Origin of the sequence: Nocardioides sp. CCNWLW216 (assembly GCF_037120545.1) — a bacterium.
GTDB lineage: Bacteria > Actinomycetota > Actinomycetes > Propionibacteriales > Nocardioidaceae > Nocardioides > Nocardioides lianchengensis.
In genome coordinates, this window is the sequence record NZ_JBBBBJ010000001.1 from 416119 (window position 1) to 435298 (window position 19180).

Genomic DNA, 19180 nt, shown 5'->3' on the forward strand with positions numbered 1-19180 from the left:
GTCCCATGCCGAGAAGAACGGGGTCAGGGCCGGATCGGTTGCATGACGGTCTCGCCACAGTTCGGCGCCACCGGTCCGCGGTCGAGTCCCCGCAGGAGGTAGACCGGTCGGCCGTCGCAGCCGGCGCCGTGGACGTCGTACCGCTCCTCGACGAGGCGGCGCAGGCGCGCACCACCGTCCTCGCTCCAGGTCGTGAAGCCGACCCACTCGACCAGCCAGGTGGGGGCGTCGGGGCCGGCGACGAGGGTGTCGAGGTCGTCGAGGTCGGGGTCGAGGGTGCGCATCGGCAGGCTCCACAGGTGCTCGTACGGCGACCTCAGCCCACTGGCCAGCTGCAGGTCGGCCCGGCCGCCGAAGACCACGAGCGTGTCGCCGGGCTCGGCCGCGGCCTCGATGGCGACGCCGGTGTCGTGCTCGTGGAACTCCTGCAGCCCGGCCGCGTTGAGCACGGACCAGCCGACCAGGCAGGCCAGCGCCGAGACGGCCGCCCCGAGCACGACGGCCCGCATCCGGCGCCCGCCGGGGTCGGGCCGGGTGACCAGCAGGGCCGCGGCCAGCGCGGCGCCGGGGACCAGCGGGAAGAGGTAGTCGCGCCAGAAGCTGCCGCCGTAGACCAGGGCGAGGGTGTCGGTGACCAGCAGCGCGGCGGTCGCGGCGGTCAGGGCCCGGTCGGCCGACCACAGCTCACGCACGTGCCACACGAAGCCGCCCACCACGATCAGCAGCCCGGACACCAGGGCGGCCAGGAGCAGGACGCCGGCGCGCAGCACCGGGGCGTCGGGCGAGCCGGCCGCGATCGCGGACGCGGCGTCGGAGCGGAAGCCGACCAGGTCGTACCAGAGCACGTCGAGGTGCACGCCGGCCGAGAGCGCCCAGGCGATCGTCGCCACCGTCGTCACGGATGCGCCGACCAGGCCGGCGGCCGTGAGCCGGGCCACCTCGCCCGGGCGCAGCACCCGGGTGAGCCCCGACGCGAGCAGCAGCACCGCGGCGAAGACCAGCCCGCCGACCAGGTTCTGCTTGATGTGCGGCGCGGTGCCGGCGGCCAGACCGGCCAGCAGGGCCAGCCACGCCGAGCGCCGTCGTACGGCGAGCAGCGTGAGCGCGCACGCCGCCATCACGAACGGCAGCCCCAGCAGCTCGCCCTTCACCGCGACCGCGTCGATGACCGTGGTGGAGGTGATGGTGGCGACGCAGACCGCCGTCCAGCGGGCCGATCGCTCGTCGGCCACGAGTCGCGCGGTCCAGGCCGCCAGCACGACGAGGAGCGCACAGGCGAGCGCGCCCAGGACCCGGATGAACAGCGGACCGCCGAGGTCGTCGGAGCCGCGGAAGATCGCGATCAGCAGCGGCGGGCGGTCGACGAAGAACGGTCCGTAGAGGTGCTCCGGCGACGGGTCCCAGGCGCGGGCGACGAGCGTGAAGCCGGCCTCGTCGGCGCGCACCGGCCGGGTCAGCCCGGGCAGCCGCAGCAGGAACGCGGCGACGGCGGAGATCGCGATCGTGTGCCGGGCGTCGACCCAGCCGATGAGCCGGCCCATGCCGGACACCTTCTCAGACACCCCTCGATCTGATTTGTTGCACGCAGGTAACAGGGTCGACGCGGGTGCGCAACGTCGTGCGAGGAGGGTGGGGAGCATGCTGTGGAGAGTTCGTACGACGCTGCCCGACCGCCCCGGAGCACTCGCCGTCCTCGCCCAGCACTGCGGGGCGGCCGGCGTGAACATCCTGGGGTTGCAGATCTTCCCCGACATCGAGAACGTCACCGACGAGCTGGTGCTCCGGACCCCCGACGGGTGGGGGAGTACCGAGATCGGCGGGCTGATCGAGGGCTCCGGCGCCGTCTTCGTGAACGCGGCCCCCTGCACCGAGGCCGCGCTCTCCGACCAGCCGACCCGCTACGTGCAGGCCGCCCGGACGATCCTGGCCCAGCCGGCGTCCTTCCCGGAGGTCGTCGCCCAGCTCTTCGACGCCGAGGCCGACCCGGCGACCGGCGCCGGGATCGCCCAGGACGTCATGGAGATGACGGTCGGCGACGTCCAGGTGCAGGTGCGTCGACAGGCGCCCTTCACGCCGACCGAGCACGCGCGCGGCGCGGCGATGGCCGACCTGGTCAGCGACGTCCTGCAGCGCAGCAAGGAGTCGGCCGCGATCGGCTCCAACACCACCGGTCGCCGTCTCGGCGGCGGGCAGACGCCCGACTACGTCAACGAGGGCGACTCGGTCTCCGCGATCATGGGGGACGTCGTGGTCGGCCTCGCGACCGTCCAGCCGGCGCTGGCCGACGACCCCGAGGTACGCCCCGTGATCCTGCGGGTCGACCCGACCTGGCAGCGCCGCGGCATCGGCACCCGGCTGCTCGTCGACGCCTCCCGGCTGGCGCACCGGATGGGCGCCGCCGAGATCATCCTCACCACCCGCTCCGACAACCAGGCCGTGCTCCCGATGGTCCTGGCCGCGGGCATGCGCGGCCGGATCCGGATGGCCGCCGACGTGCTCACCGTCCGGGTGCCCGTGCGCGACCTGAAGCCGCTGGGCTAGTCGCAGCCGAGGGGCTCGACGGTCGCGGGCCAGAGCTCCGCGTCGTCGCGGGTGCCGACGTAGGCCCGTGAGCGGTCGGCGGCCAGCCACAACTGCTCGCCCTCGCGCTCGAAGCCCGTGTCGACCGCGTCGCGCGGAACGCGCACGCCCTCGGCGTACTCCTCGGCGAAGAAGTCGGAGAGCTCGGCCAGCGGCTCCCGCACGTAGGTCCGCTCGCCGAGGGTCAGCAGGACCATCGACTCCCAGCCGCAGTGCACGGGGCCGAGCCAGGCCTCGAGCCCCGACTTCGGCACCGGGCGCCCGTCGGCGTCGGTCCAGACCTGCAGCCCGATCTCCTCGGCGTACGCCGGCAGCTCGACCGGGTCGCACTGCGCCCACGACTCCAGGTACCAGCCGTCGCCACCCGCGCCCTCGGACCCCTGGCCGTCGTGCACGATCAGCGCCTGCTTGGGCCGACCGTCGACCTCGGCCACGTAGAGCACCCGGTCGTCGGTCTCGGCCGCGACCCGGAGGTCCTCGGCGCGGAAGGCCCACGGGCCGCCGCCCTCGCTACGCGCCGTCTCGAGCGCCTGGTCGGGACCGTCGGCGGTCGCCCCCTCGGCGAACACCTCGGCGTCCTCGAACCCGCCGCCGCCCCAGGTGTCGCACGCGACGACGTCGCCGGCCGCACCCGCCCGGGGGCGGGTCGCCTCCTCGCGGGTCACGAACAGCGGGCCGTCGTACGACCGGCTGGCCGCCGCGGCGGAGGTCGCCTGCTGCGTCTCGTCGCCGCACCCGGCGAGCAGGGGCACCAGGACGGCGAGGGCGAGGAGTCGACGCATGCTCGTACGACGCGTCGCGGCGGCGGCGAGTTCCTCAGCCCAGCGCCCGGTCCAGGTTCAGCGCGGCGCTGATCAGGCCGAGGTGCGTGAACGCCTGGGGGAAGTTGCCCAGCTGCTCGCCGGTGAGGCCGACCTGCTCGCCGTACAGGCCGAGGTGGTTGGCGTAGGTGAACATCTTCTCCAGCGCCAGCCGGGCGTCGTCGAGGCGACCGAGCCGGGTGAGCGCCTCGACGTACCAGAACGAGCAGAGCGAGAAGGTGCCCTCGGTGCCGTCGAGGCCGTCGGTGGCGTGGCCGAGGTCGTAGCGGAAGACCAGGCTGTCGGAGACCAGCCGCTCCTCGACCACCCTCAGCGTCGAGACGAAGCGTGGGTCGTTCGGCGCCACGAACTTCACCATCGGCATCAGCAGCACGCCGGCGTCCACGGTGTCGGCGCCCTCGTGCTGCATGAACGCGCCCACGGAGTCGTCCCAGCTGTGCTCCATGATCCGCGCGTAGATCGCGTCACGGACCTCGGCCCAGCGAGCCAGCTCGCCGGGCAGCCCGCGCTGGCGGGCGGTGCGCATCATCCGCTCGATGGCCACCCAGCACATCAGCCGCGAGGTGGTGTGGGCCCGCGGGTCGTCGCGGATCTCCCACATGCCGGCGTCCTCGCGCTCCCAGTTGTCCAGCACCCACTCCAGCAGCCGGGTGAGGTCGGCCCAGGCGTCGTGGCTGATGCCGGGCCCGTACTTGTTGAACAGGTAGACCGAGTCGATGAGCTCGCCGTAGATGTCGAGCTGGAGCTGGTCGACCGCCCCGTTGCCGACCCGGACGGGGAGGGAGTCGGCGTACCCACGCAGGTGGTCGAGCTCGGACTCGTGCGGCAGGTTGCCGTCGATGTCGTAGAGCACCCGCAGGGGTCCGAGGTCGTCGTCGGTGGTCTCCGGGGAGCCGATCCGTTCGGACAGCCACTCGATGAATGCGCCCGCCTCGTCGGTGAAGCCGAGCCGGAGCAGGGCGTAGAGGCTGAAGGCGGCGTCGCGGATCCAGACGTAGCGGTAGTCCCAGTTGCGCCCGCCGCCGACCTCCTCGGGCAGGCTCGTGGTCGGCGCGGCGATGATCGCGCCGCTCGGCTCGTGGGTGAGCAGCTTCAGGGTGATCGCCGAGCGGTCGACCATCTCGCGCCAGCGTCCGGCGTACGTCGACTGCGCGAGCCAGTCCCGCCAGAACCGGGCGGTCTGCTCGAAAAGGTGCTCGGTGTCGGCGCAGTCGTCGGGGCGCAGGTCGTCGTCCTCGTCGAGCACGTGCAGCACGAAGAGCGCCTCGTCGCCGGTGTCGAGCGCGACCTCGGCGCTGACCGTCCCGTCGGTGGTGTCGAGGTCGACGGTCGACGTCAGCCCCAGCCGTACGCCGGCGCCCGTGACCAGCACGCCCCCCTCGACGGGCTCGGTCGTCGGGTCGCAGCGGCCGTAGTCGGGCCGCGCGGTCAGCTCCATCCGGATCCGGGCGTGCCCGCGGACGGCCACCACCCGGCGGGTGATCCGCTGTCGGTGGTCGGGGTCGTGCGAGCGCAGCACCGGCATGAAGTCGTGCACCTCGGTGACGCCCTCCTCGGTGAGGAAGCGGGTCACCAGGATGGCCGAGTCGGGCAGGTAGAACTGCGTCGTCCGGGCCGCGCCGCCGACCGGACCGAGCCGCCAGGACCCGCCGCGCTCGGGGTCGAGCAGCGAGCCGAAGACGCTGGGGGAGTCGAAGCGCCCCGCGCAGAACCAGTCGATCGTCGCGTCCGCCCCCACCAGCGCGCAGGTGCGCAGGTCCCCGATCAGGCCGTGGTCGGCGATCGGCAGGTAGCCCTCAGCCACCGAGCCGCCAGCCACCCGCCGGGAGGTCGAGCGCGGCCTGCGGCCCCCACGACCCCTGCTCGTAGGGATGTACGGCGGGCCGTGCGTCCAGGACCGGCTGGCAGACCTGCCAGAGCCGGTCCACCTCGTCGGCGCGGGTGAAGAAGGTCTGGTCGCCGCGCAGCACGTCGAGCAGCAGCCGCTCGTAGGCCTCCAGCGGCTCGGCCGGGTCCTCGTCGCCGAGGTCCAGGTGGAAGGTCGCCTCGGTCAGCCGCATGTCGGGCCCGGGCTTCTTGGCCCGGACGTCGATGCTGATGACGGCGTCGTCGGCCAGCTCCAGCACCAGCTCGTTGCGACCGGGATCGCCGGCGAGCAGGGGCGACTCCGGCGTCCGGAAGCGCAGCGTGATGGTCCGCCGGCCCTCGGCCAGCGCCTTGCCGGTGCGCAGGTAGAAGGGCACGTCCTGCCAGCGGTCGTTGTCGACGAAGGCCTCCAGCGCGACGAACGTCTCGACGTCCGACTCGTCCTCGACGTCGTCCTCGTCGCGGTAGCCGTCGTACTGGCCGAAGACCACGCGGTCCGGGTCGAAGGGCCGCAGGTCGGCGAAGAGCGCCGCCTTCGCGTCGCGTACGGCGCGCTCGTCGAGGCTGCCGGGGTCCTCCAGGGCGACGAAGCCGAGCAGCTGGGAGAGGTGGGTCGAGACCATGTCGCGCAGCGCCCCGGTCGACTCGTAGAACGCGGCGCGGCCCTCCAGTCCGAGGTCCTCCGGTACGTCGATCTGCACGCTGGCCACGCTGCGCCGGTCCCAGGCCGGCTCGAACAGCCCGTTGGCGAAGCGCAGCGCCAGGATGTTCTGGACCGCCTCCTTGCCGAGGAAGTGGTCGATCCGGAACACCTGCTCCTCGTCGACGACGTCCTTCAGCGCCGCGTCCAGCGACCGCGACGACTCGAGGTCGAGGCCGAACGGCTTCTCGACGACCAGCCGGGCCCGCTCCACGATCCCCTCGCGGCCGAGCATGGCGACCATGTCCTCCATCGCCGAGGGCGGCACGGACAGGTAGACGAGCCGTCGTACGTCGTCGCCCATGCCGTCCTCGGCCTTCGTGACGGCGGCGGCCAGGTCGGCCCCGTCGTCGGCGTCGGACGTCTGGAAGGAGACCCGGGCGACCAGGTCGTCGAGGACCTGCTCGTCGTACTCCTCGACGGAGTCGGTCAATCCGTCGCGGACCTGCTGGCGGAACTCGTCGTCGGTGCCGGGGGAGTGCCGGCCGCTGCCGATGACGGCGTACTGCTCGGGGAGCCGGCCGGCGGCGGCCAGGGCGTAGAGGCCCGGGAAGAGCTTGCGCTTCGCGAGGTCGCCGGTGGCGCCGAAGAGGACCAGGACGTGGGGAGGGAGCTGGGCATCGGAGGTGGTGTCGTCGGGCACCTCCGCCCGGTGCCCGGACGTGCCCGGCGGCACACGGTCCGCGGCGCCCGGACGGGTGAGGCGCCGGTAGGCTGGGGGCGTGGAGCTCCCCGACAAGTTCGCCGCCCTCGGTCTCACCTACGACGACGTCCTCCTGCTGCCGGGTCACTCCGACCTGGCGCCGGCCGACATCGACACGACCTCGCGGCTGACCCGCGGGATCTCGCTGAAGGTGCCGCTCGTCAGCGCGGCCATGGACACCGTGACCGAGTCGCGGATGGCCATCGCGATGGCCCGCCAGGGCGGCCTCGGCGTGCTCCACCGCAACCTGTCGATCGAGGACCAGGCCTACCAGGTCGACCTCGTCAAGCGGACCCAGACCGGGATCATCTCCAACCCGGTCACCATCGGCCCGGACGCGACGCTGGAGGAGCTCGACCGGATCTGCGGCGAGTACCGCGTCTCCGGCCTCCCGGTCGTCGACCTCGACAACCGGCTGATCGGCATCATCACCAACCGCGACCTGCGCTTCACCCCGGTCGCGGAGTGGGCGACCACCAAGGTCGACGAGGTGATGACCCAGATGCCGCTGATCACCGGCCCGGCCGACATCAGCCGCGAGGACGCCACCGTCCTGCTGCGCAAGCACAAGCGCGAGCGGCTGCCCCTGATCGACGGCCAGGGCCGGTTGGCCGGCCTGATCACCGTCAAGGACTTCGTCAAGGGCGAGCAGTTCCCGAACGCGTCGTACGACGACCAGGGCCGCCTGCTGGTCGGCGCGGCCATCGGCTACTTCGGCGACGCCTGGCAGCGCGCCACCACCCTGATCGACGCCGGCGTCGACGTCCTGGTCGCGGACACCGCCCACGGCAACGTGCGGCTGCTGCTCGACATGGTCCAGCGGCTCAAGAGCGACCCGGCCACGAAGCACGTCCAGGTCATCGGGGGCAACGTCGGCACCCGCGAGGGCGCCCAGGCGTTCGTCGACGCGGGCGTCGACGCGGTCAAGGTCGGCGTCGGCCCGGGCTCGATCTGCACCACCCGCGTCGTGACCGGCGTCGGCGTCCCGCAGGTCACCGCGGTCTACGAGGCCTCGCTGGCCTGCAAGCCCGCCGGCGTACCCGTGATCGCCGACGGCGGCATGAAGCACTCCGGCGAGATCGCCAAGGCGCTGGTCGCCGGCGCCGACACCGTGATGCTCGGCTCGCTGCTCGCGGGCTGCGAGGAGTCGCCGGGCGAGCTGGTCTTCGTCAACGGCAAGCAGTTCAAGTCCTACCGCGGCATGGGCTCGCTGGGCGCGATGTCGAGCCGCGGCAAGAAGTCCTACTCCAAGGACCGCTACTTCCAGGCCGAGGTCACCAGCGACGACAAGATCGTCCCCGAGGGCATCGAGGGCCAGGTCGCCTTCCGCGGCCCGCTGGCCGCCGTCGCCCACCAGCTCATCGGCGGTCTCAACCAGTCGATGTTCTACGTCGGCGCGGCGACCGTCCCGGAGCTGCAGGAGAAGGGCCGGTTCGTCCGGATCACCTCCGCCTCGCTCCAGGAGAGCCACCCCCACGACGTCCAGATGACAGTCGAGGCCCCCAACTACACCGGCCGCTGACCCCACGCTGACCCGTCACTGAATGCCTCATTTTCGCGGCGTGTCGGGCAGCGATCGACGGGTCGATCCCGAGCCGCCGCCGCGAGGACGCGGATCGACCCGTCACTTCCGGATCGACACGCCGCGAAAAGCGGTCACTCAGTGACGGGTCGGCGGGGCTAGAGGTACATGCCGGACGTCGCCGCCTGCTTCGGCGGGGGCGGGACGGGCGGGAGGTCGGCGGGCAGCAGCTCGCGGACCTGCTCGGGCGTGGGCGAGACGAGCGCGGTGATCCGGAGCGCCTGGCGGGCGACCGCCTCCTCGAAGACGTTGCGGACGAAGCGGCCGTTGCCGAAGCCGACCGGGCGCGGCGACGGCACCAGGCGGCGCAGCCCGTCGAGCACCTCGGGGCCGTAGGCGTAGCCCGCCCTCCCGGCGACCAGCTCGAAGATCGCGACCAGCTCCTCGACGGCGTAGTCGGCGAAGCCGATGGTGGTCGGGAAGCGCGAGGCCAGGCCGGTGTTGGAGGTCAGGAAGCGGCGCATCTCGACCGGGTAGCCCGCCACGATGACGACCACGTCGTCGCGGCGGTCCTCCATCAGCTTCAGTAGCGTGGCGATCGCCTCGTGCCCGAAGTCGCGGGCCGAGTCGGGCGGGACCAGCGCGTAGGCCTCGTCGACGAAGAGCACCCCGCCGACCGCACGCTCGAAGGCGGCGGTGGTGCGCGGGGCGGTGTGGCCGATGTACTGCCCGACCAGGTCGGCGCGGGCCACCTCGACGAGGTGACCGTTCTCGAGCACGCCGAGCTGGGCGTAGATCCGGGCCAGCAGCCGGGCGACCGTGGTCTTCGCGGTGCCGGGGTTGCCGAGGAAGACCATGTGCCGGGCCCGCTCGGAGGGCGGCATGCCGGCGTCGACGCGCAGCTTCTCCGCCTGGACCTCGGCCACCAGCCGTCGTACCTGCTCCTTGACGTCTGCGAGGCCGATCAGCTCGTCCAGCTCGCCCAGCGGGTCGCCGATCTCCACCTGACGCTCGTTCGGGTCGCCGAGCACCACGTCGGGGTCGGCGCCGGTCGCGACCAGCGGGGTGCCGCCGACCGGGGCCAGATGGTCGAGTCGGCTGACGAGCGGGTTGTCCGGCCGGCTCGGCGGGCGGAACACGTTGGCCAGGTCCTCGACGTACCCGGAGCGGTTCGGAGCCCCGGACGAGCGCTTCCAGTCCGGCAGGCCGACCACGAGGTGGCCGACCTGCGAGGCCGTCACCAGCCAGAGCCGTACGGCGTCCAGGTGGCCGCCGACCATGGCGCGGGCCAGCCAGCCCCGGGTGTCGCCGAGCCAATCGTCGCGGTCGAAGCCGGGGCGAAGCCGCTCGAACTCGGTGTGGACCAGCCCGTAGCGCGTCGCGCCGACCGCCGCCACCAGCGCGGACGGCAGCTCGTCGACGCCGCCGTGCAGCGCGAGGGCCGCGACCAGCTCGTCGACGCCCTGGGTGCGGCTGGTCCGCGCCGCGAGGTGGGCGTGCGCGGCGTCGAGCCCGTCCAGCGACCAGGCCAGGTGGGCCGGCCAGCCGCGCGCCTCGGGCAGCAGTTGGGCCTCCTCGTCGGTGAGGACGGAGGTGCGCCAGGCGGTCTCGACCTCGGCCCAGGTGCCGGTCGCGTGCACCGCACGCAGCGCGGGGTCCTCCAGGACCCGGTTCAGCAGGGTGGTCAGCAGTCGGGCGCGCGGCTGGAAGGGCGGCACCGGCTCCAGGACCGCGATCCCCTCCAGGCTCAGCTCGAGCGAGGCGATCCGGGCCTCCGCTCCGGAGCTGAAGGCCGAGCGGAAGGTGTCGAGGAACCACAGGTGCTCGGTGTTGCGGTACATCGTGACCTCGCGGTCCACGACCTGGTAGTCGGCCGTGAACCACGGCTCGATGATCCGGCCCGACAGGGACGTGCCGGCGCCGGTCCACACCGGGATCGCGCCCGGCAGGTAGGTCAGCAGCCGCCACATTAGCGGCACGACGTACGACGTGGTCGGGAGGAAGCTGCCGCCCATCTTCTTCTCGCCGAACCCGCGCGGGTCCTCGGCCAGCTCGCGCACCCGCTGCTGGACCTGCTGCGTCCAGCCCTCCGGGATCGGCCACGGGTCGGCGTACCCGACCGCGTCCAGGACGGGTCGACCGGAGAGCAGGGGGGCGAGGTGCGGCGGGAGGACCAGCATGGTGGGCTCATCCTAGGAAGCGACCCCATGGGAGACTCGCCCCGTGACCGACATCGAGATCGGCCGGGCCAAGCGGGCCCGCCGCGCGTACTCCTTCGACGACATCGCGATCGTGCCCTCCCGGCGCACCCGCGACCCCGAGGAGGTCAGCACGGCCTGGCAGATCGACGCCTACCGCTTCGAGCTGCCCGTCCTGGCCGCGCCCATGGACTCGGTGATGTCCCCGGCCACCGCCATCGCGCTCGGTCGGTACGGCGGGCTGGGGGTGCTCAACCTCGAGGGGCTGTGGACGCGCTACGAGGACCCGAGCGACCTGCTGGAGGAGGTCGCGGGTCTGCGCGGCACGGACGGCACCCGGCGGCTGCAGGAGATCTACACCGAGCCGGTCAAGGCCGAGCTGATCACCGAGCGGCTGCGCGAGATCCGCGAGGCCGGCGTGACGGTGGCCGGGTCGCTGTCGCCGCAGCGCACCAAGGAGTTCGCGAAGGCGGTCGTCGACGCGGGTGTCGACATGTTCGTCATCCGCGGGACGACGGTCAGCGCCGAGCACGTCTCGTCGCAGTCGGAGCCGCTGAACCTCAAGGAGTTCATCTACGAGCTCGACGTGCCCGTGGTGGTCGGCGGCTGCGCCACCCACCAGGCGGCGCTCCACCTGATGCGCACCGGCGCGGCCGGCGTACTCGTCGGCTTCGGCGGCGGGGCCGCCCACACGACCCGGACCGTCCTGGGCGTCGCGGTGCCGATGGCCTCCGCGGTGGCCGACGTCGCCGCCGCCCGCCGCGACTACCTCGACGAGTCGGGTGGCCGCTACGTCCACGTCATCGCCGACGGCTCGATCGGCAAGTCCGGCGACCTGGCCAAGGCGATCGCCTGCGGGGCCGACGCCGTGATGGTCGGCTCGCCCTTCGCCCGGGCCAGCGACGCCCCCGGCCGCGGCTTCCACTGGGGCACCGAGGCGCACCACGCCGAACTGCCGCGCGGCCAGCGGGTCGAGTTCGAGACGGTCGGCACCTTCGAGGAGATCCTGTTCGGTCCCTCGCGCGTCGCCGACGGCACCATGAACCTGATCGGTGCGCTGAAGCGGTCGATGGCCACCACCGGCTACACCGACCTGAAGGAGTTCCAGCGGGTCGAGGTCGTCGTGGAGTAAATCTCCGCTGGGGAGTGTCTTCACCTTCCCGGGGCGAGGGCCTACGTTCCAGGCTCCAGGGTCATCGGGGATCCTGCCGATCGTGGGGTCCCTGAGGACCGTCGTTCTCGGGAAAGAAGCACCCCCATGACTCACCCCTCCCGCCGTCGGCGGCTGCTCGCGCCGCTGGCCGGCGCGCTCGGCCTCGCGCTGGCCGCGCTCGCGGTCCCGGCGTCCACCCTCGCGGCTGATCCCTCCCCAGGATCCGCGGCCGCCCCCGACCTGACCCCGGGTCAGCGCACCGCCCTCGAGGCCGGCTTCCAGGTCGCGCCCAAGACGCTCGCGGCCCGGCAGGCCAAGGCGGCCGGCGCCGTCGTACCCAACCCGTTCCTGGCGGAGGTCCCCGACGTCACGAAGGTCGACTACGCCGGGTGGAAGCAGCGCCTCGCGGCCGCCGGCGCGACCCGGCAGTCGTCGGCCTCGCTCCGGAACGCGCGCCAGCAGGCCGCCACCGCGACCCCGGCCGCCCAGGCCGCCGTGGTCTGGGACGAGCAGGAGCCCGACGGCACGGGCGGTTCCAACGACACCCTCGAGACCGCCGAGCGGATCACCACGTTCGGCACCGGCGCGAAGAAGAACAACGTCGTGCGGATCCTGGGCGAGCGCGCCGACCTGTTCACCGGCACCCCGGCCGCCCTCGCGCCGGTGGCCGAGGACAACGGCGCCATCCCGCTGGCCGGCGACACCGGCCTGGAGGGGGAGGCGGCGGTCACCACGACCGGCACCCTCGGCGACGGGCCGCACGGGTCGGAGGGTGACGGCTCCGGCGACTTCGACTTCTACGCCGTCGACGTCGCCGCGGGACTGAGCATCGTGGCCGACACCTCGGCGACGACCACCGACACCGTTCTCGCCCTGTACGACGAGGCCGGAGAGCTGGTCGCCGCCGACGACGACGGCGGCGCCGGCTACGCCAGTCTGCTGAGCTACACGCCCGAGACGGTCGGCACCTACTACCTGATGGTCGGCGGCTTCAACTTCTTCGGCCCGCTCCCGAACGACCCGTTCGACTCCGGCTCCGGCAACGGCGTCGGCGAGGAGGGCGACTACGGCCTGTCGATCGCCGCGACCACCGTCGACTCCGACAAGTACGCCGTGCGCCTGAAGCCGGGCGACGTCGTCGGTGCGGTCGCCGAGAAGGCCGCGTCGGGTCTCACCGTGCACCGTCCCGACGGCTCGGTCGCGGTCGGCTCCGAGCTGCTCGACGCCTCGGCGCTCTACGCCCCGGAGTCGCCCCTGCCCGGTGGCGGCAACACCACGCTGGCCTACGTCGCCGAGGAGGCCGGATGGTACGTCCTCGACATCGGCGCGACCCTCGGCGACTACCAGGTCCGCCTCGAGGCCTACCGGCCCGGTGCGGAGACCGACCCGAAGCAGAAGCAGACCGTCTACCTCGACTTCGAGGGCGGGCGGGTCAACACCGGCCTGTGGGGCGGGCCCGGCGTCCGCGAGCTCTCGCCGTTCTCCGCCTTCCTCGGCAAGTGGGGCCTGACCCGGGCCCGCGAGGACGCGATGATCACCAAGATCACGCGAGAGGTCCGCGACAACCTCCGCGACGAGGTCGCCGAGGGCGGCCTCAACCCGAACCTCCAGGTCCGGGTCGTGAACTCCCGCAACCACCCGGAGGTGGCCGGGAAGGAGAACGTCTCGCGGGTCGTCGTCGGCGGCACCATCGCCGAGTCGGGCATCAGCACCATCGGCATCGCCCAGTACATCGACCCCGGCAACTACGGCCACGAGGACACCGCGCTGGTCCTGCTCGACGTGCTCAGCGACCCGGCCGGCGACGACGCGTCGCTGAACACCTACCTGACGAGCGCCAGCGACCGCGAGGCGTTCGTCGCGCAGGCCGTCGGCAACGTGACCGCCCACGAGGTCGGCCACATGGTCGGCAGCTACCACACCGACAACCTGTCCGAGACCGTCAACATCATGGACTCGGGCGGCGCCGGCTTCGACAACCTCTTCGGCGTCGGGCCCGACGGGATCGGCGGCACCGCCGACGACCTCGACGTGCACTTCACCGAGGACACCTACACCCCGGCGGAGGGCTTCACCGGCCTGGAGGACACGCTCAACGTGACCGCCTGGGCCTACCCCTCCTCCTGATCCACCCCCGGGCACGGGAGGATCGGCGCATGGACGTCGATCCTCCCGTGCTCCGCGTCGCGGCCGGCCAGGCCGCCGCGGTCGCCGGCGACCTGGCCGCCAACGTCACCACCGCCGCCCGGCTCACCGAGCTCGCCGGCAGCCAGGACGTCCGGCTGCTCGTCCTCCCCGAGGCCTTCCTGACCGGGTACGACGCCGCCGTGTTCGCGGGCCCGCTCCCGACGGCCGAGGACCTGGCCGGCCCGGTCCTCGACCCGCTCCGCGCCGCCGCGGCCGCGACCGGCACCACGGTCGTCGCGAGCGCGGCGCTGGAGCGCGGAGGTCGTCGTACGCTCTCGTCGGTGGTGGTGCGGCCCGACGGCGGGACGGACGCGCCGTACGACAAGCAGCATCTCGACGGGGCCGAGAACGACCACTTCACGCCCGGCGACCACGGCGCCTCGATCACCGTCGACGGCCACGAGCTGGGCCTCTCGATCTGCTACGACGGCTGCTTCCCCGAGCACGCGCGCGCGGCGGCGGACGACGGGGCGGTCGGCTACCTCAGCTCGATGGCCTACTTCCCGGGCGGCGCCCACCGCCGCGACCTCTACTACGCCGCCCGCGCCCTCGAGAACGGCTTCTACGTCGTCGTCGCCGGCCTGACCGGCAGCTGCGGCGCGTCGTCCTTCATCGGCGGCTCGGCCGTCTACGACCCCGAGGGCCGCCCGCTCGCGCGCCTGGCCGAGGAGGAGGGCCTGGCGGTCGCGGACCTCGACCCGGCCCTGGTCACGGCCACCCGCGCCCGCCACCGCATGCACCACGACCACCGCCCCACCCTCGGCCCCCGCCTCCGCCGATAGTCCCTGACCATCTGCGGGTCGGCGACCAGCAGGACGTCAGGGACTGTCGGGGCCGAGCAGGCCGCCGAGCAGCAGGGCCGACAGCGACTCGACCCAGTCGTCACCCAGGACGCCGTCGGGACGGTTGAGCAGGGCCAGCAGGGTCGCGCCACCGACGGTCTCGATGAGGACGTCGGGGTCGACGTCGGGGCGGGCCTCGCCGGACTCGACGGCGCGGACCAGGCGCTCGTGCATCGACCCCCAGGTGCCGGCCCGGAAGCGGGCGAGCACGGCGGCGTTGAGGACCGGGTCGCCGACCACCTCGGCGAGCAGGCCGGGCAGGGCGGCGCGGGCCACCGGCCGGGCGAACACGTCGCGGCAGGCGGCCACCATCGCGCGGACGTCGTCGGCGAGCGGTCCGTCGTCGGGCGCGGGGCCTGGCGCGAGGTCGGGGAAGGCCGCCTCGTGCACCAGGTAGGCCTTCCCGGGCCAGCGTCGGTAGACGGCGGGCTTGGTGGTGCCGGCCCGCTCGGCGATCGCGCCGACGGTCAGGTCGGCGTACCCGACCTCGACGACGAGCTCCTCGGCCGCGCGCAGCACGGCCTGGTCGATGCGCGGGTCGCGCGGTCGACCGGGGGCGGCGGACTGGACCGGTGAGGCCATAACGAGACGCAGCGTAACGGAACCCGTTGACAACTAGAACACGTTCCAACAATGCTGGCCGTCTCATGACCTACGTCACACCCCGGGAGGAACCGTGACCCAGGCACCGCCGCCCGCCGACATGAAGCTGCAGGTCTCCAGCCGCGACGCCAGCACCGTCCCGGGCCTGCTGGCCGACTGGCTGGCCACCCTGCTGCCCGCCGGTGCCGACCCGACCGTGGTGCTCCACGCCGGCGTCGACAGCAACGGCATGTCGTCGGAGACCCTGCTCTTCGACGCGACCTGGACCGAGGACGGCGAGCGGCAGGCCCACCGGTTCGTCGCTCGAGTGGCCCCCGCCGAGACCGACTTCCCGGTCTTCGCCCACTACGAGCTCCAGCACCAGTACGACGTGATGCGGCTGGTCGGGGAGCTCACCGACGTGCCCGTGCCCGGCGTGCGCTGGATGGAGCCGACCGGCACGGTCCTCGGCAGCCCGTTCTTCCTCATGGACCGGATCGACGGCATCGTCCCGCAGGACGTGCTGCCCTACACCTTCGGCGACAACTGGCTCTTCGACGCCACCCCCGAGGAGCAGCGCCGACTGCAGGACTCGAGTGTCGAGGTGCTGGCCCAGCTGCACGCGATCCCCGACGCGGAGCAGACCTTCGCCTTCCTCGACCCCGACCACCCGGGGGAGGACCTGCTCGACCGGACCCTGGCCCGGGCCCGCGAGTGGTACGAGTTCGCCGTCGCCGACATCGGCCGCTCCGCGGTCGTCGAGCGGGCCTTCGCCTGGCTCGAGGCGAACATGCCGGAGGGGCACGACACGGTGCTCTGCTGGGGCGACTCGCGGATCGGCAACATGATGTACGCCGACTTCGAGCCGGTCGCCGTGCTCGACTGGGAGATGGTCGCCATCGGCCCGCGCGAGCTCGACGTGAGCTGGATGATCTTCGCCCACCAGGTGTTCCAGTCGATCACCGACATGCTGGAGATGCCGGGCATGCCTGACTTCATGCGCGACGAGGACGTCGCGGCGACGTACGCCCGGCTCACCGGCGTCGAGCTCGGCGACCTGCGCTGGTACCACGTCTACAACGCGGTCCAGTGGGCCGTCGTCTTCATGCGCACCGGCGCCCGGTCGGTGCACTTCGGCGAGATCGAGCCGCCCGCGGACGTCGAGTCGCTCTTCCACCACAAGCCGCTGCTCGAGCGGCTCCTCGACGAGGCGGCTGCCTCACAAGGAGGTAACTGAGATGTCCGGCATCAGCCCCCTGGACGAGTACCCGATCCACCAGGCGCCGCTGCCGATCGCCTGGCCGGCGTCCAGCGACCGCAACTTCTACGACCGCAACTACTTCAACTGCCACGACCGCAGCGGCGACATCATGGTGATCACCGGGCTCGGCTACTACCCGAACCTCGGCACCAAGGACGCCTACCTGCTCGTCGCGCGCGACGGGAAGCAGACCGCCCTGCACTTCTCCGACCTCTGCGACGGGGACCGGCTCCACCAGCAGGTCGGCGGCTACCGCGTCGAGGTGGAGGAGCCGCTCCAGCGGATCCGGATCCAGGTCGACGAGACCGAGGGCATCGCGGCCGACCTGACCTGGCAGGGCCTCTTCCCGGTGATCCAGGAGGAGCACCACATCCTGCGCTCCGGCGCCCGGACCACCCTGGACGCGCAGCGGTTCGCCCAGCTCGGCAGCTGGTCCGGCCACCTCGAGATCGACGGAGAGCGGATCGAGGTCACCCCGGACCGCTGGATCGGCAGCCGCGACCGCTCCTGGGGCATCCGGCCGGTCGGGGAGGCGGAGCCTCCGGGCGCGCCGAGCGACCCGCCGTTCGAGGGCATGTGGTGGCTCTACGTGCCGCTGGCCTTCGACGACTTCGCGGTCGTCCTGATCCTGCAGGAGGACCCGAACGGCTACCGCACCCTCAACGACTGCCACCGGGTCTGGCCCGACGGCCGCGTCGAGCAGCTCGGCTGGCCGCGGGTGGAGGTCCACTACACCGCCGGGACCCGGACCCCGACCGGCGCGACGATCCGGTGCACGAACGGCGCGGGCGACCTGATCGAGCTCGAGGTCTCCTCGCTGCTGGCGACGCCGCTCCACGTCGGGGGCGGGTACGGCGGCGACCCGGACTGGACCCACGGCGTGTGGAAGGGCGAGAAGTTCGTCGAGCGCGTCACCTACGACATGGCCGACGAGGCGGTGACGGGCCGCTTCATGTTCGGCTGCGTCGACCACGTCGGCCAGGGCCTGCTCACCGAGGGCGGCCGCACCGTCGAGGGCTGGGGCCTCTTCGAGCACTTCTGCATCGGCCGCCACGACCCCAGCGGCTTCGTCGACTACTTCACCCTCGCCCCCTGACCCCGACCGACGGTGGTCGAGGAGGGACGAAGTCCCGTCTCGAAACCCCCGCACCCCTCCAGGAGACCCTGCTATGAGCCTCGACCGCGACTCCTTCTTCATCGACGGCGGCTGGGCCGCCCCCGCCACCTCGGCGACCCTGCAGGTCGTCTCGCCCCACTCCGAGCAGGTCGTGGCGACCGTGCCGGAGGGCAGCAACGCCGACGTCGACGCCGCGGTGGCCGCGGCCCGCCGGGCCTTCGACGAGGGACCGTGGCCGCGGATGAGCCCGGAGGAGCGGATCGAGGTGATCCAGGCCTTCTCGATGCTGTACGCCGGCAAGCTGACCGAGATGGCGGGCCTGATCACGACGGAGATGGGCTCCCCGACCTCGTTCGCGAACCTGGCGCAGTCGCCGGCGCCGTGGATGCAGATCGAGTCGTTCCTGACCATCGCCCGCGCCTTCGCGTGGGAGGAGACCCGGCCGGGGGCGCTGGGGGCCGACGTCATCGTGCGGCGCGAGCCGGTCGGCGTGGTCGCGGCCATCCCGCCGTGGAACGTCCCGCAGTTCACCACCATCTCGAAGGTCGTCCCGGCGCTGCTCGCCGGCAACACCGTGGTGGTGAAGCCGGCGCCCGAGACCCCGCTGGACGCCTACCTGATGGCCGAGCTGCTCGCGGAGGCCGGCGTACCCGCCGGGGTCGTGAACATCGTGGCCGCCGGCCGCGAGGTGGGGGAGCACCTGGTCGCCCACCCGGGCGTCGACAAGGTCGCCTTCACCGGCTCGACGGCGGCCGGCCGCAAGATCGCCGCGGTGTGCGGCGAGCAGCTCAAGCGCGTGTCGCTGGAGCTCGGCGGGAAGTCGGCGGCGATCGTCCTCGACGACGCCGACCTGGCCGCGACCATGGAGGGCTTGAAGTTCGTGGCCTTGATGAACTCGGGGCAGGCCTGCGTCGCCCAGACCCGGATCCTGGCGTCGCGGAAGAACTACGGCGCCGTGGTCGACGCGCTCGCCGAGACCGTCTCCGGGATGGCCGTCGGCGACCCGGAGGACCCGGCGACCGAGATCGGCCCGATGGTCGCGCAGCGCCAGCAGGAGCGGGTGGAGAAGTACATCGCCCTCGGTCAGGAGGAGGGCGCCCGCCTCGTCGTCGGCGGCAACGGCATGCCCGACGGCCTCTCCTCGGGCTGGTACGTCCGGCCCACCGTCTTCGCCGACGTCGACAACCGGATGCGGATCGCCCAGGAGGAGATCTTCGGCCCGGTCCTCTCGGTCATCGCGTACGACGACGTCGACGACGCCGTCCGGATCGCCAACGAGTCCGACTACGGCCTGGCCGGCACGGTGTGGACCGCCGACCAGTCCGCCGGCCTCGACGTGGCCCGCCGGGTCCGCGCCGGCACGTACGGCGTGAACACCTACACGATGGACTTCGCCGCCCCGTTCGGCGGCTTCAAGGCCTCCGGCATCGGCCGGGAGTTCGGGCCCGAGGGCCTCGCGCAGTACACCGAGCTGAAGGCGATCTACCCCAGCGCGCCGGCCATGTGACCCCCGACGCTGGTTGAGGTGCGAGGCGCGCTCGCGCCGAGCCTCGAAACCCGATGAGTTGAGAAGCCCCCTCGGACGAGGCCGACTCTCGGCAAGACGGGTTTCGAGGCTCGCTCCGCTCGCACCTCAACCACCAGAGCG

General features: G+C 72.7%; 14 protein-coding genes. 8 read left to right on the forward strand and 6 right to left on the reverse strand.

What is annotated here, in order from left to right; all coding sequences use genetic code 11:
• Nucleotides 1-23: 23 nt before the first annotated feature.
• The gene (locus V7S47_RS01995; protein WP_336560018.1) at nt 24-1562 is read right to left on the reverse strand and encodes a glycosyltransferase family 39 protein; all 1539 of its coding nucleotides are present in this window, start codon (nt 1560-1562) and stop codon (nt 24-26) included.
• 76 nt (nt 1563-1638) lie between these two features.
• Between V7S47_RS01995 and V7S47_RS02000 the strand changes: the two genes are divergently transcribed.
• A complete protein-coding gene (locus V7S47_RS02000; protein WP_336560019.1) occupies nt 1639-2541 on the forward strand; it encodes a GNAT family N-acetyltransferase in 903 nt (300 codons plus the stop codon).
• Here the strand turns inward: V7S47_RS02000 and V7S47_RS02005 are convergent.
• The 3 genes from V7S47_RS02005 to zwf are packed head-to-tail and all read right to left on the reverse strand — an operon-like array spanning nt 2538 to nt 6610.
• Nucleotides 2538-3362, reverse strand: coding sequence for a hypothetical protein (locus tag V7S47_RS02005; RefSeq protein ID WP_336560020.1), 825 nt, complete (start codon nt 3360-3362; stop codon nt 2538-2540). The genes V7S47_RS02000 and V7S47_RS02005 overlap by 4 nt on opposite strands.
• A 34-nt stretch (nt 3363-3396) precedes the next feature.
• Nucleotides 3397-5205: a glycoside hydrolase family 15 protein gene (locus V7S47_RS02010; protein WP_336560021.1), complete on the reverse strand. Its 1809-nt coding sequence runs from the start codon at nt 5203-5205 to the stop codon at nt 3397-3399.
• Nucleotides 5198-6610 carry a glucose-6-phosphate dehydrogenase gene (gene zwf / locus V7S47_RS02015; RefSeq protein WP_336560022.1) on the reverse strand — a complete coding sequence of 471 codons (1413 nt, stop codon included), beginning with the start codon at nt 6608-6610 and terminating at the stop codon, nt 5198-5200. Before zwf ends, V7S47_RS02010 begins: the two co-directional genes overlap by 8 nt.
• Before the next feature lie 79 nt (nt 6611-6689).
• On the opposite strand from zwf, the gene guaB reads away from it, so the two are divergent.
• Nucleotides 6690-8192, forward strand: a complete 1503-nt coding sequence (gene guaB, locus V7S47_RS02020) for an IMP dehydrogenase (protein WP_336560023.1) — start codon at nt 6690-6692, stop codon at nt 8190-8192.
• Between the two features lie 158 nt (nt 8193-8350).
• Here guaB and V7S47_RS02025 read toward each other — a convergent pair whose 3' ends face one another.
• The gene (locus V7S47_RS02025; protein ID WP_336560024.1) at nt 8351-10372 is read right to left on the reverse strand and encodes an AAA family ATPase; all 2022 of its coding nucleotides are present in this window, start codon (nt 10370-10372) and stop codon (nt 8351-8353) included.
• Nucleotides 10373-10415: 43 nt separating this feature from the next.
• Between V7S47_RS02025 and V7S47_RS02030 the strand changes: the two genes are divergently transcribed.
• From V7S47_RS02030 to V7S47_RS02040, 3 genes are all read left to right on the forward strand, one after another.
• Nucleotides 10416-11522 carry a GuaB3 family IMP dehydrogenase-related protein gene (locus V7S47_RS02030; RefSeq protein WP_336560025.1) on the forward strand — a complete coding sequence of 369 codons (1107 nt, stop codon included), beginning with the start codon at nt 10416-10418 and terminating at the stop codon, nt 11520-11522.
• A 126-nt stretch (nt 11523-11648) separates the two neighbouring features.
• On the forward strand, nt 11649-13670 hold the full coding sequence (locus V7S47_RS02035) for a pre-peptidase C-terminal domain-containing protein (protein ID WP_336560026.1): 2022 nt from the start codon (nt 11649-11651) through the stop codon (nt 13668-13670).
• Nucleotides 13671-13699: 29 nt separating this feature from the next.
• Nucleotides 13700-14512, forward strand: coding sequence for a carbon-nitrogen hydrolase family protein (locus V7S47_RS02040; protein ID WP_336560027.1), 813 nt, complete (start codon nt 13700-13702; stop codon nt 14510-14512).
• A 36-nt stretch (nt 14513-14548) separates the two neighbouring features.
• Here the strand turns inward: V7S47_RS02040 and V7S47_RS02045 are convergent, their stop codons facing one another.
• On the reverse strand, nt 14549-15154 hold the full coding sequence (locus V7S47_RS02045; RefSeq protein ID WP_090849916.1) for a TetR/AcrR family transcriptional regulator: 606 nt from the start codon (nt 15152-15154) through the stop codon (nt 14549-14551).
• 94 nt (nt 15155-15248) lie between these two features.
• Here V7S47_RS02045 and V7S47_RS02050 point away from each other — a divergent pair, with 94 nt between their 5' ends.
• The 3 genes from V7S47_RS02050 to V7S47_RS02060 all read left to right on the forward strand — a co-directional run bounded on the left by V7S47_RS02050 (nt 15249) and on the right by V7S47_RS02060 (nt 19039).
• Nucleotides 15249-16391 carry a phosphotransferase family protein gene (locus tag V7S47_RS02050; RefSeq protein WP_336560028.1) on the forward strand — a complete coding sequence of 381 codons (1143 nt, stop codon included), beginning with the start codon at nt 15249-15251 and terminating at the stop codon, nt 16389-16391.
• Nucleotide 16392: 1 nt separating this feature from the next.
• Entirely contained in the window at nt 16393-17511 is a 1119-nt protein-coding gene (locus tag V7S47_RS02055; RefSeq protein WP_336560029.1) for a hypothetical protein, read from the forward strand.
• 73 nt (nt 17512-17584) lie between these two features.
• On the forward strand, nt 17585-19039 hold the full coding sequence (locus V7S47_RS02060; protein WP_336560030.1) for an aldehyde dehydrogenase: 1455 nt from the start codon (nt 17585-17587) through the stop codon (nt 19037-19039).
• Nucleotides 19040-19180: the final 141 nt, after the last annotated feature.